This window comes from Brevundimonas guildfordensis (genome assembly GCF_014836405.1).
GTDB classification, from domain to species: Bacteria; Pseudomonadota; Alphaproteobacteria; order Caulobacterales; family Caulobacteraceae; genus Brevundimonas; species Brevundimonas guildfordensis.
Genome location: NZ_JACSQU010000001.1, coordinates 1472991 through 1487333 on the forward strand (window position 1 = coordinate 1472991; position 14343 = coordinate 1487333).

A 14343-nucleotide genomic window follows, 5' to 3' on the forward strand; every position below is an offset into this window, starting at 1 on the left:
CCGCCCTGCCCGCGGTCCCAAGGCCAACGAATGTCGCCTTGTGGTTAAACGCCATTAACCTACAATCCCTAGTAGGGAACAAAGCCTGAATCGGGCGAGGTCGCTGATTCGGTCATGATTCGTTTCGCCCGTGTTCCAGGCCTGGTAAGGTTCCGCTTACCATTCCCCCCACCCTCGCTGCCGCCTCCCAGCGCCGCTTGTGAAAGCCGGCGCGGTTCGCCACCTTGGGCTGGTCATGAGTGATCGTTCCGCAGGCATGGCCCCTTCGCGCGTCACGGCGATCCTGGGCCCCACCAACACCGGCAAGACCCACCTGGCGGTCGAGCGCATGCTGGGCCACGGCTCGGGCATGATCGGCCTGCCGTTGCGGCTCTTGGCGCGCGAGATCTATGAGCGGATCGTCAAGCGGCGCGGGGCGGCCTCGGTCGCCCTGATCACCGGCGAGGAGAAGATCGTCCCGCCGCGCCCCGCCTTCTTCGTCTGCACGGTCGAGGCCATGCCGCTGGAGCGGTCAGTCGACTTCCTGGCGGTGGACGAGATCCAGCTGGTCGCCGATCCCGAGCGCGGTCACGTCTTTACGCAGAGACTGCTGCATGCGCGCGGGCGGTTCGAGACCATGTTCCTGGGCGCCGGGACGATGGCGCCGCTGATGCGCGCGCTGGTTCCCGACGCGGAGATCGTCACCCGCGACCGGCTGTCGACGCTCAGCTACGCCGGATCGAAGAAGCTGACCCGCCTGCCCCGCCGTAGCGCCGTGGTCGCCTTCTCGACCGAGCAGGTCTACGCCATCGCCGAACTGCTGCGGCGTCAGAGAGGCGGGGCGGCGGTGGTCATGGGCTCGCTTTCGCCCCGCACCCGCAACGCCCAGGTCGAGCTGTTCCAGTCGGGCGAGGTCGATTTTCTGGTCGCCACCGACGCCATCGGCATGGGGCTGAACATGGACGTGGACCATGTCGCCTTTGCGGGCCTGAGGAAGTTCGACGGGCGGCGCACCCGCTGGCTGCACGCCGCCGAGATCGGCCAGATCGCCGGGCGGGCGGGGCGGCACCTGCGCGACGGGACCTTCGGCGTCACCGGCGAGGCGGAGGAGCTGGACGAAGACCTGGTCGAACAGGTGGTCGAGCATCGCTTCGATCCGGTCGAAGCGGCCGAGTGGCGCCACGGGCGGCTGGATTTCGACACCCTGCCCGACCTGCTGCGGTCGCTGACCATCACGCCGGATCGGCATGGCTTGCGGCTGACGGCCCAGGCGCTGGACGAGACCCTGCTGCGCCGCTTTGCGGTCGATGAGGACGTCAGGAAGATCGCCCGTTCGCGCGGCGCCCTGATGCGGCTGTGGGAGGCGTGCCAGCTGCCGGACTTCCAGAAGACGACGCTGGACGAACACGCGCGTCTATCGAAGGACATCTTCACCGCCCTGACCAGCCGACGCGGGCGGTTGACCGAGGACTGGATCGCGCCGCGGTTCAACGACCTGGATCGGGACGACGGCCAGATCGACCAGCTGTCGGCGCGGCTGTCGGGGGTGCGGACCCTGTCCTACATCGCCAACCGGCCCGACTGGATGGCGGGCGCGCAGGAGTGGCGCGACAAGACCAAGGCGCTGGAGGAACGGCTCAGCGACGTGCTGCACGAACGGCTGACGGCGCGCTTCGTCGACCGGCGCACGGCGGCCCTGATGCGGGCGCTGCACGTGCGCTCCGACGTGCTGGCGGGCGTGGCCGACGACGGCGAGGTGACGGTCGAGGGCGAGGTGGTCGGCCATCTGGACGGGGTGCGCTTCACCGTCGACGCGGGCGGCTCGGCCCTGGCCGACCGGGCGCTGCGACAGGCGGCGACGCGGGCCGTAGGGCCGGAGGTGGCGCGGCGGCTGGGACGACTGGCGGCCGACGGCGACGACGCCTTTTCCGTCACGCCCGAGGGCGGGGTGCTGTGGACCGGGGCCCTGACCGGCCGCATCGTCAACGAAGACCCCTTCTCGCCGCGCGTGCGGCTGCTGGGCGAACTGGGGCCGACGCCTGCGCGCGAGCGGGCCGAGCGGCGCATGGAGGCCTGGCTGGCGGGCGAGGCCGGGCGGGCGCTGAAGCCGCTGAAGCGGCTGCGCCACGCCATCGAGAGCGGCGCCCTGACCGGCCTGCCGCGCGGGCTGGCCTTCCGGCTGGTCGAGGCGGGCGGCCTGATCCCCCGGCGCGAGGTCGAGCGCGACCTGGCGGCCTTGAGCCAGCACGAGCGGCGCACGCTGAAGACGTTCGCCATCCGCGTCGGCGCCCATTCGGTCTGGCTGCCCGGCGTGATGAAGCCGCGCGGCGCGGCGCTGGCCCAGGCCTTCCTGTCGCGCGAGGCGACCAACGGCCTGGCGGGCGAGGGCCTGCTGCCCCTGCCGGAGCCAGCGCCGTCGGCGCGCGCCCTGTCCGCCTTCGGCCGCCGCGCGGTCGACCGCTGGACGGCGCCGGTCGAGGCGCTGGAGGCTTTCGCCGATGCTGCGCGGGCGGCGGGCAAGGCGCCGCTGTCGGAGCAGACGCTGACCACGCTCGGCTGGACGGCGGAGCAAGCGAAGACGATCCAGGCGGCCTTGCGCACGCCGCGCGCCGAACGGGCGCCGCGCCCCGGCCAGCCGACGCCGCCGCCCAAGGATTCGCCCTTCGCCGCCCTGGCGCAGCTGACCCAGCCAGCGCGCCCCGTCGCCTCCGCCAAGCCCAAGGCCGCGCGCAGACCCCGCCGACGCCCCCGGCGCGCGGCGGCCGGCAAGACCGCGGAATGAGCGTGGAAAGCTGCCGCATCGACGTCTGGCTGTGGCGGGCCCGTTTCGCCAAGACCCGCAGCCTGGCCGCCGCCATGGTCGAGAAGGGCGCGATCCGGCTGACGCACCACGGCGTCCAGACCCGTCTCGACAAGCCGAGCCGCAGCGTCCACCCGGGCGACGAGGTCATGTTCGCCCAGGGCGGGCGGCTGGTCGCCGTGCGCGTGATGCAAATGGGCGAAACGCGCGGCGCCGCCGAGGAAGCCCGCGCCCTTTACGAGCCGCTGGACGCGGAGCGTTAGCCGCCCGCCATCACGAACTCGCCTTCGATGTGCAGCTCCACCTCGTCGCCCAGCGCGGGCAGGCCGAAGTTGATGCCGAAGTCGGACCGCTTGATCGTCGCCTCGCCGTCGAACCCGGCCTTGTAGCCCCCGCGCGTCGGACCGGCCTGATTGAACTCGACTTCCATGACCACGGGGCGCGTGATTCCGCGCAAGGTCAGTTCGCCATGGACCGTCGCCTCGTCGGGCTCGTTGGCGTCGATCACGATCCGCGTCGAGCGGAAGGTGGCGACGGGATGGTTGGCGGTGTCGAAGAAGTCCGCCGTCTGCAGGTGTTTGTTCAGGCCGTCGGAGTTGGACGCGACTTCCGTCAGCGGAATGGTGGCGGTCAGGGTGCTGGCGGACGGATTGGCGGAATCCAGCTTCAGTTCCGCCTGCACGTTCACGAACTGACCGACATAGGTCGAGAAGCCCAGATGATCGACCGACCAGGTGATCTTGCCGTGTGCGGAATCCAGCTTGTAGTCGCCCGCCTGCACTTCGGCCGGGACCTTGGTCATGGCGGCCTGAGCGACGACCGCGCCGCCTGTCAGCAGGCTAAGCGCCACACCGGCGGCGCCGATGCGGCCGAGAGCCGATCGAGGGATGAAACCTTGGTTGAAAGTCATTGGACCGGCCTCCAGAAAGACGATGATTTGGCGTTGGGAAAAGGAAGCGCGGCCCGGCGCCGTCGGGCCTGAACAGCGTTGCAACAGCGCCGTCGGTTGACAGTTGGTTCCGTCGGGGCCATGTGCCCGCCCTCAACCTCCTCGCTGCCACAGGCCCGCCCGAAACGCCATGACCTACATCGTCACCGACGCTTGCGTGAAATGTAAGTTCATGGACTGCGTCGAAGTCTGTCCTGTCGACTGCTTCTACGAGGGCGAGAACTTCCTGGTCATCGCGCCTGACGAGTGCATCGACTGCGGCGTGTGCGAGCCGGAGTGCCCCGTCGACGCCATCGTCCCCGACACCGAGGACGAGCCGGACGGCAAGTGGCTGCAGGTCAACGCAGAATACGCCAAGGTCTGGCCCAACATCACGGTCAAGGGCGTCCCCCCGGCGGACCGCGAGCAGTACGAGCGCGAAACAGGCAAGTTCGAGAAGTATTTCAGCCCCAAGCCGGGCAAAGGCTCCTAAGAACTCGCCACATTGCAGTCACAATGTGCCAGTCGTCGCCGACGGCCCTGTGGATGTTTTGAGATTTCCTAATTTTATGATAGGTTCCTCCCTATTCGAAACGGGCGGTTCCGCAAGTCTGCGCGCCGCCCGCATTTACGACAGAACCTCGCCGCGAGGACGGGGTCGGCCAGAGGTTCGGTGATCCTTTTTCGCGTCTGACAATATGACCTCCGCTCAACCGCCTGGCTCCTTGCCCGGCGGACGGGCGGATTTTGCTTTGAAAGACACGGCGGAGATCTCGCCCTTCGGTTCGGGAAAGGAATGACATGACGAGCAAGACCGGTCTGGAATTCAAGGTTGGCGATGCGGTGGTCTATCCCGCGCACGGCGTCGGCAAGGTCGCCGCTATCGAGACTCAGGAAGTCGCCGGCATGGCGCTCGAGGTCTACGTCGTGACCTTCGAGCACGAGAAAATGACCCTGCGCGTCCCGACCAAGAAGGCCAAGACCGCCGGTCTGCGCACCCTGGCCGCCGACGACACCGTGTCTAAGGCCCTGACGACCCTGAAGGGCCGCGCCCGCGTCAAGCGCACCATGTGGTCGCGTCGCGCTCAGGAATATGAAGCCAAGATCAACTCGGGCGACCTGATCTCGATCGCCGAAGTGGTCCGCGACCTGCACCGCGCCGACACCCAGCCGGAACAGTCTTATTCGGAGCGCCAGCTCTATGAATCGGCCCTGGACCGGATGGCCCGTGAAGTCGCCGCCGCCAACAAGATCGACAAGGACGCCGCCATGGCCCTGCTGGGCAAGTCGCTCAGCGCCAAGAAGGTGGTGACTCCTGCGGCCGAAGAAGCCGAAGCCGCCTGATCCCAGGCGACAGACTGATAATGAAAAAGGCCCGGCGGCGACGCCGGGCCTTTTGTCTTGGTCGAACCGCTGAGTTTAGAAATACTCAGCACCGGCCGGGCATTGCGCCGCCAGGCGCCGCGCCGTGATGCTGGCGGGAATGTAGGGCGTGCCGCGCGCCAACTGGGCGCCGCCGTTGAAGCGGAAGGCCTGCTCCTCATAGGTGCCGTTCAGACGCACGTTGATGCGGCGGCCCTTGCGATCCTGACAGCTGCCTTCAAAGCGGGCCTTGCCGTCGCCGACCTCGCGCGTGGGGTAGGTGCAGCGCCATTTGCGCGTCGACAGACCGCCGAAGAAGCGGTTGATCTCGCTCGGGCGAACGCATTTCTGCTCGGTGTCACGAGCGCCCATCACGCTGGTGGTGTATTCCCAATAGCCGGGCAGGACCTCGGATTGGGCGGCCGACTGGGCCTGGGGCGCCGACGCCGGCGCGGCCAACATCACAGCGCCCGCGACCATGGGGGCGGCGATGGCCATCAGCTTGGCCAGGTTAGGCAGGGTCTTCATGGATTTGCCGTTCATGGGACTCATCATGGGGCTCTCTATATAGTCACGGCTTGAACGGCTGCTGAACGAAGGTGATCCCTCGCCTTCACAATGACTCGACGCGTACTGCGCCACGACTCCGGCCTTGACGCGCGATGATTCATTCCTCTATACGGCCCCCTCTCGCGTAGGCCTCCTTGGCTTGCCGCGCCCCTGTTTCATGCGTCCGCGCCGGTATTGCGGATGTGACCTTGAGGATCTTCAGATGTCGCGTCGCTGCGAACTCACCGGTATCGGCCCCATGGTCGGCAATCACGTGAGCCACTCCAACATCAAGACCAAGCGTCGTTTCCTGCCGTCGTTGAAGACGGTCAAGGTTCAGTCGGACGCTCTGGGCCAAACCTTCTCGCTGCGCATCTCGAACGCCGCGCTTCGCACCCTGGACTTCAAGGGCGGCCTGGACGCCTTCATCGTCAAGGCTCGCGACGAGCAGCTGTCGATCGCCGCCCTGCGCATCAAGCGTCAGGTCCGCGCCAAGCTGGCCGAGCAAGCCGCCGCCTGATCGGCGTCGACTGACGGATTTTGAAGAGGCCGGCGGAAACGCCGGCCTTTTTCTTTTGTGCGCGCTCCCGCTACCCTCACGGCTCGTCCAGCCGGAGTCTCAGCCTTGCGCCCTCTCGCCGCCCTTGTCCTGACCTCGGCCCTGCTGTCGTCTCCAGCCTTCGCGCAGGAGGCGGCGCGCGAAACCTCGGCCTTCACCCTGTCCAGCGGGACGCCGCGCACGGCGGAGCAACTGGCCCTGCGCTTCGACAAGGCCGACTTGTCGTTCACGCTGCTGCCGGAAAGCCAGTCGCTGGAAGGCGTCGCGGTTCTGGACTTCACCGCTACAGCGCCGACAGCGGCGGTCGTGGTCGAGCTGGACGCCGTCTTCGCCATCGCCGCCATCACCGTGGACGGTCAAGCGGTCGGCGACTGGTCGAACCCTGAGGGGCGGCTGACCATCCCCCTGCCCCGCCCTCTGGAGACCGGCGAGACGACCAACGTCCGCATCGCCTATTCCGGCCGCCCGCATCAGGCCAAGCGCGCGCCCTGGGACGGCGGCTTCGTCTGGACGACCACGCCCGACGGCCAGCCGTGGATCGCCAGCGCGGTCCAGGGCGAGGGCTGCGACCTGTTCTGGCCCTGCATCGACCATCCGCAGGGCGAGCCGGAGCGCGTCGACCTGCACATCACCGCCCCCTCAAGCCTCAGCGCCCCCGCCAACGGCCGTTTTCTCGGCAAGAGCGACAACGGCGACGGCACGACCACCTGGAACTGGACCACGCGCCAGCCCGACACCTACGCCATCAGCCTGAACGTGGGCCCCTATGTGGAGATGGCCGCCGACTATCAGAGCCGATTCGGGAACGTGATTCCTTTACGGTTCTGGCGCCTGGCCTCGGCCGACCCGATCAAGGCGCAGCGTCTGTTCGACGAGTTCCCGCAGATGCTCGACTTCTATGAGGCGACCATCGGCCCCTTCCCCTTCGGCGACGAGAAGATGGGCGTGGTCGAGACCCCGCACCTGGGCATGGAGCACCAGACCATCAACGCCTACGGCAACGGCTATAAGCTGGACGGCAAGGGCTACGACTGGCTGCTGCAACACGAACTGGCGCACGAGTGGTTCGGCAATCAGCTGACCAACGCCGACTGGGACGACATGTGGCTGCACGAAGGATTCGGCACATACATGCAGCCCCTCTACGCCCGCTGGCTGAACGGCGAGCGGGCCATGCAGGCCGAGCTTCAGACCATGCGGCTGACCCTGGCGAACCGCTTCCCGGTCGTGTCCGGTCGGTCTCAGGACGCCGGGACAGTCTATGACGACAAGACCGGCCCGGCGCTGGATCTGTACTATAAGGGCGCGCTGATCGCCCACACCCTGCGGCTGCACATCGGCGACGACGCCTTCTATGAGAGCCTTCGTCGTCTGGTCTATGGCCGCGCCGATCCGCAGCCAGGGAACTTCCAGCCCCGTTACGCCACGACGCCGGAGTATGTGGCCATCGTTAATGAGGTGACCGGCCGCGATATGGGCTGGTTCTTCGACGCCTACCTCTATCAGGCCGCCCTGCCAGATCTGGTCATGTCGCGACAGGGAGAACAGGTAACGCTGGAGTGGAAGACCGGGAACGGCCGCCCCTTCCCCATGCCGGTCGAGATCGAGGTGGACGGCGAACTGCGCTCCCTGCCCATGAGCGACGGCCGCGCGACCTTCACCGCGCCTCAGCGCGCCCACATCCTCCTCGACCCCGGCTCCAAAGTGCTGAGGCGGCTCGAGTATCTGGAAACGTGGAAGGCGTCGCAGGTCAAGCCCGACTGAGGCCTGCGGCTCCCGCTCAGGTCCCGGCAACGAGGGCCTGTAGACCCAAGAACGCGGTCAGCCGACCTAGCCTTGCGGGACCAGGGTTTATGCGCCGTTTCGAGAGGACGGGCGCTTACTCCGACACGCACCATAATGGCACAGCGTTGTTGGGCCTATGCGCCCCACGACGGAAGGCGCCCGACGCCCGCCGGCAGGTGATCTGGTTAAGAAAACTTTAAATTTCTCTTGATTGCCCGGCCTAATTCCGATCAACGTTGTCCCAAATTGGGATGGCCTAGCTTTTGAAGGCGACATTTCAGGTGTTCGCCGTGGGGGCGTTCGGGTGATTTGGGGATCAGGGCTTGTTCGTACGCTTCAGCACGTTGGCGGCCATCTGCGTGGCCGCATCGACTCTGGCCGGGGTTGCCTGCGCTCAGGCGACAGACGGCGTCGAGATCGCCCTGAGCGCGACCGTGACGGAGCGTTGCGGTTTTGCGACGACTGCCCCTGCAAGCGTGAACGTCGCCGCCGATCTGGAAGACGCGAATTCCCAAAGTCTGGCCCTGCGCGTCGATTGTAATACGCCGTTTCACGTATCGGCCAGGTCGGAAGATGGCCGCCTGATCAACCGCTCGGCCTCCGACGATTTCTCAGGCTACGCCTTCACGAAGGTCTACGGCGTTCGGCTCGAACTAGAGACCGATGCCGGCCGGGTCAGCAGCGGACGGTGCCTTTCCTCCGCCCTAGTTGAAGGCGGCGACTGCGTCCTCGCTCAGCCCGGCGGGCTCGGCTCCGGCGATGGCGTGGCTATCGGCCGCGACGCCACCCTGACGGTGGATTGGCCCGCCCAGACAACCCTGGGCCGCCGGCTGGCCGCTGGCGACTACAGCGACACCATCACAATCAGCATCGCAGCCCGCTCATGACGGCGCTGCGGCCCAACTATTCGCACTGACGCCCCGGCGCCAGTCGAAGCCTTCGGGTCGGACATAATGTCTGCCTCGAGTAACCCGTCGGTCCCGGCCGACTTTTATGTTCAGGAACTGATCTTATGAACCGCATCGCTTTCGTCGCCGCTACGGCTGCTGCTCTTCTCGTCGCTGGTGCCGCCTCCGCCGAGGACACGCAAACGGTGGCCATCAACGCCTCCGTCGCTCCCAAGTGCGGCGTCTCGGCCCAGAAATCCACAGTCACCGTGGCCGGTGACCTGACCGGCACCGACGCCAAGGTCCGCAGCGGCGTCACCACCGAGATCGCCAACGCCTTGAACGACGCCCAAATCGTCGCCTTCTGCAACGGCGTGAACAACAGCGTTGAAGTGAGGCGCGGCGTGCTGGCGCGCACTGGCTCGACCGGCTTTGGCCTGGCTGACGGGGGCTTCGCCCAGTTCATCAACTACCATCTTGACGCCTCGCTGGGTGGCGTGGCTCTGGATTCGACCAGCACGGATGGCGCCTCGATCGTCGCTGCTCGCTTCGGCGGCCACACCAGTCTGTCGGACAGCAACACCCACGTCCGCTTTGCTCAAGCTGCCAGCAACGGCGCTGCAGTGGCGTCGGCCGGCGGCTCCAGCCTGACCGCAACCGACTGGGGTTCGAACACGGACCGTCGTCTGGCTGCCGGCGCCTACACCGGCTCGGTCGAAGTGATCGTGACGCCGGGCGCTTAATCTAAGTCCGTTAATCCCGGTTTCATATCACCGGGATATCGCCGGACCGGCTAGCCCTGTCGGTCCGGCGCCCTTTTCCAATCAGTATATTCAAGGATTGCCATGTTCGGCGGTGCGTTGCGGACTGTTAAAGCCCTTTGTCTGGCCGGAGCCGCGCTTCTAGCCTCGGGCATTCCGGCTGCCGCCCTGAACGTGCAGCCGGTCGTTTTGGATCTGCTGTCGTCGGGACGACGCAGTTCCGCGGTCGTCACCCTGCAGAACACCTTCACCACCACGGTGCCGGTCGAACTGGTGGCGCGCCCCGTGGAACTGGTCGACGGCGAATTCCGCGAAACCGACGAAGAGAGCGAAGACCTGATGGTCTTCCCCGCCACGGCAACCGTCGAGCCGGGGCAGTCGCAAGCGTTTCGCGTGCAATGGGTCGGCGACCCTGCCCCTTCCGCCAGCAGCCACTATTACGTGTCGGTGGCGCAACTGCCTGTCCAGCTGCCGGAAAACGAGAACGCCGTGCAGGTCCTCTACAACTTCAAAGTCTTGGTCAGCGTCGGCGCAAACGGCGCGAAGTCCGCTCTGAGGGTCGCTTCGGCCGCGATCGAGACGGACAAGGACGGTCGCGTCTTTCCGGTGATCCACGTCAGCAACAGCGGCGACACCTACGGCTATGTCGGGCGGGGCCGCCTGACCGTCACCCAGCGGGATGACGCCGGCGCCGTAGTCTTCCGCCAAGCCTTCGCGCCGGACGAGATCCAGCGTCGCATGGGCCTGGGCTTGATACCGTCGGGCGCGACGCGCCGTCTGCCGATCAATCTGGACCTGCCAAGCGCTGGCGGTTCGATCGAAGTGGACATCGCGCCCGTCGAAGGGCGCTGATCCGATGAAGTTCTGGCCTCTGGCCGTCGTCACTGCGGCGGCCGGCACATTGAGCCCTGCGTGGGCCGCGAGCTATGCCGACGTCATCCAGACGGCGCCGGCTCTGCTGCCCGACCGCCTCAATCCCTCCGGCCGCGACATCCCGCTGGGCGGGCCGTTACGCGACGGGCCCTTCGTCCTGGGCGAAGTAGACTACATCCTGACGGCCGATGACCGGATCCTGGTCCAGCTCGACACCTTGATGCCGCTGGTCGAGCCGCGCGTGTCTGCGCAGGAGCTCGAGCGCATTAGGCAAGAGCTCGCGGGCCGGGACCGGCTGTCGACCGAGGAATTGGCCGACCTCGGCCTGCCGCTGGCCTATGATCCGGCGAGCTTCGGCCTGGTGCTGACGCTGGATCCCGCCATGCGGCCGCGTCAGGCGATCAGCATCGCCGGGTCGAACTATGGCGTTGTGGGCCGCCTGGCCGAGCCGGCGCGGCTGTCGGCCTATGTCACCGCCTTCGCCACCGCCGACTATGTCCACCAGGGCCTGAGCGACGACGTCGGCTTTGAAACGCCGACCATCCTGCTGGACAGCGCCGTGCGTTACCAAGGTTTCGTCCTTGAAAACGAAGCGACGATCAGCGAGCGCTTCAGCCGAGACGGCACACGCCTCGTCTACGACGATCTGGCCCGGACCGCCCGCTACACGGCCGGCGATCTGGAACCGGCGTCTCGCGGTTTTTCGGGCGCGACCTCGATGGCGGGCCTGTCGATCGTCCGATCCTATGCCGAGCTGGAGCCCCAGCGAAACGTCCAGCCGCGCGGCCAGCGCACCTTCACTCTGGAACGCGCCTCCACCGTCGAGACCTTCATCAACGGGCGCTCGGTGCAGCAGACGCGGCTGAACCCGGGCACCTACGACATCCGCGACTTCCCGTTCGCACAGGGCGCCAACGACGTGCGTCTGGTGATCCGCGACGACACAGGTCGTGAGAACGTCATCAACTTCTCGCTGAACTTCGATCGCAGCCTGCTCGCTAGCGGCCTGACCGAGTTCGGCCTTTTCGGCGGGGTCGAGAGCAACCCTGGCGGCGACGGGATCGACTACTCCGACACCCTGGGCGCGTCGGGCTTCTACCGTCGCGGCCTGACCGACGAACTGACGGCGGGCGGCAATTTTCGCGTCAACGACAATGGCGGCGTTATAGGCGCCGAGATGATCTGGGCCTCGCCGATCGGCACCCTTGGCGGCGACATCGCCGCCTCGTCGATCAACGGCATTGGCGAAGGCTACGCCATCAACGCCAGTTTCGAGCGCACCTTCGGCGACGGCTTCAGCGCCGCGCGAACCCTCACCGCCACCTTCCAGACGGTCAGCGAGGACTTCGCTACTCCCGGTTCGCTCAGCGCCGACAACCGCTACGCCTGGGAAGCCGGGCTGACCTACGCCCACACCATCGGCGCCACCCAGTACATCACGACCGACGCCTTCTATTCCGCCGGCCGCGGCGCCGAGCCCGACCAGCGCACCGTGCGCGCCACCTACGGCTGGCGGGCCAGCCCGCGCCTGATGTGGAGCGTGGAAGGGGTCTATGAAGACCGCCGCAACCAGGAAGAGTACGGCATACGCCTGGCTCTCACCTACCGCTTCAGCCAGTTTTCCAGCGGGACAGCCGAGGTCGACACCCGCCGCGAGCGGGCGCGGGTCGGCTATCAGACCTCGCGCGGACGCGGCGTCCATTCGTGGAGCGCAGCCGCCAATATCGATCGCTCGGAAACGGCGACCGGGGTCAACGCCTCGATCACCAACGTTCTGAACCGCGTCGAGATCGGCGGCAGCCACCAGACCTTCTTCGACTCGGACGGCGGCGACATCACCGACCAGCGCACCTCGGTGAGAGCGGGAGCCTCGCTGGCGTTCGCCGACGGCGCCTTCGGCGTCTCGCGCCCCATCTACGACAGCTTCGCCCTGGTCCGGTCGCACAAGTCGCTGAACGGCGCAGAGGTCTATGTCGAACCGCGCGAACAGTTCTTCTCAGCGCGTTCCGGACCTCTCGGGGGAGCTGTCTCGCCCGAGCTCAGCGCCTATTCGCCGCGCGTCCTGACCTTCGACGTTCCAGAAGCGCCTCCTGGCTATGACCTCGGCGCCGGATCCGCACAGGTCCTGCCGCCCTATCGTTCCGGGTATCTGATCACCGTAGGCTCCGACTATTTCGTGTCGGCGGTCGGCGAGTTGATCGACGCCGCAGGCCAGCCGCTCAAGCTCTGGGTCGGCCAGGCTGTAGAACTGTCTCAGCCGGATCGCGCGCCGGTGCGGATGTTCACCAACGCCTCGGGCCGGTTCGCACTTCAGGGATTGCGGCCCGGTCGCTGGCGGATCGAAAGCGCAGCCGCCTCGTCCACAGTCTATATTCTCGATGTGCCCGCCGATGCCGAAGGCCTGGTGCGGGTCGGTGTCCTTCGTCCGGAGAACCGCTGATGAAAAAGCTTCTGCTCGCCGCCGCCGCGTTCGCCGCCCTGGCTGCGCCCCAAGCCGCCGTCGCGGGTTGCGCCGAGTTTCAGATCACGGGTACAGACCTGTCGCTGTCCTATGATCCCTTTTCGGCCGCGCCTGTAGAGCGCAGCTTCACCTTGCGGGTACGTCGAGTGGACAGCATGGCGACGGCCGTGCGCTTTCTCCTGGCCGACACCGATTCTCCGGCGGCCGCACCGCGCATCGGAACGGGACCTGCCGGTTACGACATCCGCTGGAACCGCGACACCTCGCGTCAGGTCTTCGTCGGCGGCGCGGTCCAGCCCAACGCCACCAACGGCGCTCTGGTCCATTTCGGCGAGGGGCCGTCCGGCGACGTCGTGACTGAAACCCTGAGGTTCAGCCTCCCCGCCGGTCAGGATGCAGCTGCGGGCGACTACTACGAGGCGCTGGAGGCGCGCTTCGTATGCTATTCTGGCGATCAGATGCTGGGCTCGCCCGATTTTCAGCAAGGGGCGGGCCTAGCTGTGGATCTGAACGTGCCAGAGCGCATCTCCACCTATGTCGGGGCTGCCGGAGTCCGCCGCGGCGAGATCGCCTTCGGTCCGCTGGATTCTACAGGCGGCGTTGCGTCGCGCAGTCTGGTCGTGACGACCCAGTCGACCGTGCCTTATGACATTGGCGTGGCCGCTAAATGGGGTCGGCTGCAGCGACGCGATGGCGATTCCTATGGGCTGAACTACGCCATGCGCTTGTCGGGAATCCCGGTTCAGGCGGGTTCGGCGCTCAGCTGCACGCGCACGCCCGCGCCGTCCGGCCGCGCCCACCCCTTCCAGGTCGATCTGGCGCAGGATCAGGCGGCCAGAATTCCGGCCGGCGGCTATACGGATACCGTCACCCTGACCTTCACGCCGCGCGCCGGGCTGTCATCGCCCGATGGTTGCTCGGGCCGCCTCTAGAAGATCATGCCTTTGGGCTGCGCCTCGATGTTGACGGCGACGGCCTCCGTCCCTTCCGCCAGCACCAGGGCTAGATCGCGTTCACGATAGGCGGGTCGGTTGCTGTCCACGATGACAGTGCGGGTCGCATCGGCCGCAATCGCAATCCGCTCGCCGTCCAGAACGACATAGGCGTCCTCAAGACCAGCTGGATGCAGCAGAACCAGGCGATAGCCTTCCACGTTGTTGCACAGTTCGGTCAGGCGGCCGAGCATCTGTTCGCCAGGCTCGACTGGCGTTGCGCCGCCGGCCAGAGACACTCGGCAGACAGTGGCCACGCGTCCCATAATATCGATCACCGGACCAGCGGCGGCCGGCTCCGCAAGCAGCATAAGCGCCGCCAGGGAAGAAAGTACGCCTTTGGTTTGGTTCGCCGTCATCAGAACATCCCTGTCTAGAAAGGCGAACCTAGGACGTGAGTTTCAAGG

Annotated in this window: 14 protein-coding genes; 11 read left to right on the forward strand and 3 right to left on the reverse strand. The window is 66.8% G+C overall.

Annotated elements, in window-relative coordinates; translation table 11 throughout:
• Positions 1 to 235 precede the first annotated feature (235 nt).
• The gene (locus H9656_RS07185; protein WP_191743478.1) at positions 236 to 2761 is read left to right on the forward strand and encodes a helicase-related protein; all 2526 of its coding nucleotides are present in this window, start codon (positions 236 to 238) and stop codon (positions 2759 to 2761) included.
• On the forward strand, positions 2758 to 3042 hold the full coding sequence (locus tag H9656_RS07190) for an RNA-binding S4 domain-containing protein (RefSeq protein ID WP_191743479.1): 285 nt from the start codon (positions 2758 to 2760) through the stop codon (positions 3040 to 3042). Before H9656_RS07185 ends, H9656_RS07190 begins: the two co-directional genes overlap by 4 nt.
• Here the strand turns inward: H9656_RS07190 and H9656_RS07195 are convergent.
• Positions 3039 to 3689 carry a YceI family protein gene (locus H9656_RS07195; protein WP_191743480.1) on the reverse strand — a complete coding sequence of 217 codons (651 nt, stop codon included), beginning with the start codon at positions 3687 to 3689 and terminating at the stop codon, positions 3039 to 3041. The genes H9656_RS07190 and H9656_RS07195 overlap by 4 nt on opposite strands.
• 169 nt (positions 3690 to 3858) lie before the next feature.
• On the opposite strand from H9656_RS07195, the gene fdxA reads away from it, so the two are divergent.
• Positions 3859 to 4200, forward strand: coding sequence for a ferredoxin FdxA (fdxA, locus tag H9656_RS07200; protein WP_003166185.1), 342 nt, complete (start codon positions 3859 to 3861; stop codon positions 4198 to 4200).
• 308 nt (positions 4201 to 4508) lie between these two features.
• Positions 4509 to 5051, forward strand: a complete 543-nt coding sequence (locus tag H9656_RS07205; RefSeq protein ID WP_191743481.1) for a CarD family transcriptional regulator — start codon at positions 4509 to 4511, stop codon at positions 5049 to 5051.
• Between the two features lie 75 nt (positions 5052 to 5126).
• Here the strand turns inward: H9656_RS07205 and H9656_RS07210 are convergent, their stop codons facing one another.
• Positions 5127 to 5612, reverse strand: coding sequence for a DUF3617 domain-containing protein (locus tag H9656_RS07210; protein WP_225212259.1), 486 nt, complete (start codon positions 5610 to 5612; stop codon positions 5127 to 5129).
• A gap of 229 nt (positions 5613 to 5841) precedes the next feature.
• Here H9656_RS07210 and rpmB point away from each other — a divergent pair, with 229 nt between their 5' ends.
• From rpmB to H9656_RS07245, 7 genes are all read left to right on the forward strand, one after another.
• A complete protein-coding gene (gene rpmB / locus H9656_RS07215) occupies positions 5842 to 6138 on the forward strand; it encodes a 50S ribosomal protein L28 (protein ID WP_003170390.1) in 297 nt (98 codons plus the stop codon).
• 105 nt (positions 6139 to 6243) lie between these two features.
• A complete protein-coding gene (locus H9656_RS07220; protein WP_191743483.1) occupies positions 6244 to 7941 on the forward strand; it encodes a M1 family metallopeptidase in 1698 nt (565 codons plus the stop codon).
• 344 nt (positions 7942 to 8285) lie between these two features.
• Entirely contained in the window at positions 8286 to 8849 is a 564-nt protein-coding gene (locus H9656_RS07225) for a hypothetical protein (protein ID WP_191743484.1), read from the forward strand.
• A 125-nt stretch (positions 8850 to 8974) separates the two neighbouring features.
• Complete coding sequence (locus tag H9656_RS07230) at positions 8975 to 9592, forward strand: hypothetical protein (protein WP_191743485.1); 618 nt, start codon at positions 8975 to 8977, stop codon at positions 9590 to 9592.
• 117 nt (positions 9593 to 9709) lie between these two features.
• On the forward strand, positions 9710 to 10462 hold the full coding sequence (locus tag H9656_RS07235) for a fimbria/pilus periplasmic chaperone (RefSeq protein ID WP_225212260.1): 753 nt from the start codon (positions 9710 to 9712) through the stop codon (positions 10460 to 10462).
• A 4-nt stretch (positions 10463 to 10466) separates the two neighbouring features.
• Entirely contained in the window at positions 10467 to 12923 is a 2457-nt protein-coding gene (locus tag H9656_RS07240; RefSeq protein ID WP_191743487.1) for a fimbria/pilus outer membrane usher protein, read from the forward strand.
• Positions 12923 to 13876: a hypothetical protein gene (locus tag H9656_RS07245; protein WP_191743488.1), complete on the forward strand. Its 954-nt coding sequence runs from the start codon at positions 12923 to 12925 to the stop codon at positions 13874 to 13876. Before H9656_RS07240 ends, H9656_RS07245 begins: the two co-directional genes overlap by 1 nt.
• On the opposite strand, the gene H9656_RS07250 is transcribed toward H9656_RS07245, so the two are convergent.
• The gene (locus H9656_RS07250) at positions 13873 to 14295 is read right to left on the reverse strand and encodes a hypothetical protein (protein ID WP_191743489.1); all 423 of its coding nucleotides are present in this window, start codon (positions 14293 to 14295) and stop codon (positions 13873 to 13875) included. The genes H9656_RS07245 and H9656_RS07250 overlap by 4 nt on opposite strands.
• Positions 14296 to 14343: the final 48 nt, after the last annotated feature.

Bases quoted from the DNA above. Each gene is read 5' to 3' on its own strand.
- H9656_RS07185 (WP_191743478.1), top strand. From the start codon at position 236: ATGAGTGATCGTTCCGCAGGCATGGCCCCTTCGCGCGTCACGGCGATC.
- H9656_RS07190 (WP_191743479.1), top strand. From the start codon at position 2,758: ATGAGCGTGGAAAGCTGCCGCATCGACGTCTGGCTGTGGCGGGCCCGT.
- H9656_RS07195 (WP_191743480.1), bottom strand. From the start codon at position 3,689: ATGACTTTCAACCAAGGTTTCATCCCTCGATCGGCTCTCGGCCGCATC.
- fdxA (WP_003166185.1), top strand. From the start codon at position 3,859: ATGACCTACATCGTCACCGACGCTTGCGTGAAATGTAAGTTCATGGAC.
- H9656_RS07205 (WP_191743481.1), top strand. From the start codon at position 4,509: ATGACGAGCAAGACCGGTCTGGAATTCAAGGTTGGCGATGCGGTGGTC.
- H9656_RS07210 (WP_225212259.1), bottom strand. From the start codon at position 5,612: ATGAACGGCAAATCCATGAAGACCCTGCCTAACCTGGCCAAGCTGATG.
- rpmB (WP_003170390.1), top strand. From the start codon at position 5,842: ATGTCGCGTCGCTGCGAACTCACCGGTATCGGCCCCATGGTCGGCAAT.
- H9656_RS07230 (WP_191743485.1), top strand. From the start codon at position 8,975: ATGAACCGCATCGCTTTCGTCGCCGCTACGGCTGCTGCTCTTCTCGTC.
- H9656_RS07240 (WP_191743487.1), top strand. From the start codon at position 10,467: ATGAAGTTCTGGCCTCTGGCCGTCGTCACTGCGGCGGCCGGCACATTG.
- H9656_RS07245 (WP_191743488.1), top strand. From the start codon at position 12,923: ATGAAAAAGCTTCTGCTCGCCGCCGCCGCGTTCGCCGCCCTGGCTGCG.
- H9656_RS07250 (WP_191743489.1), bottom strand. From the start codon at position 14,295: ATGACGGCGAACCAAACCAAAGGCGTACTTTCTTCCCTGGCGGCGCTT.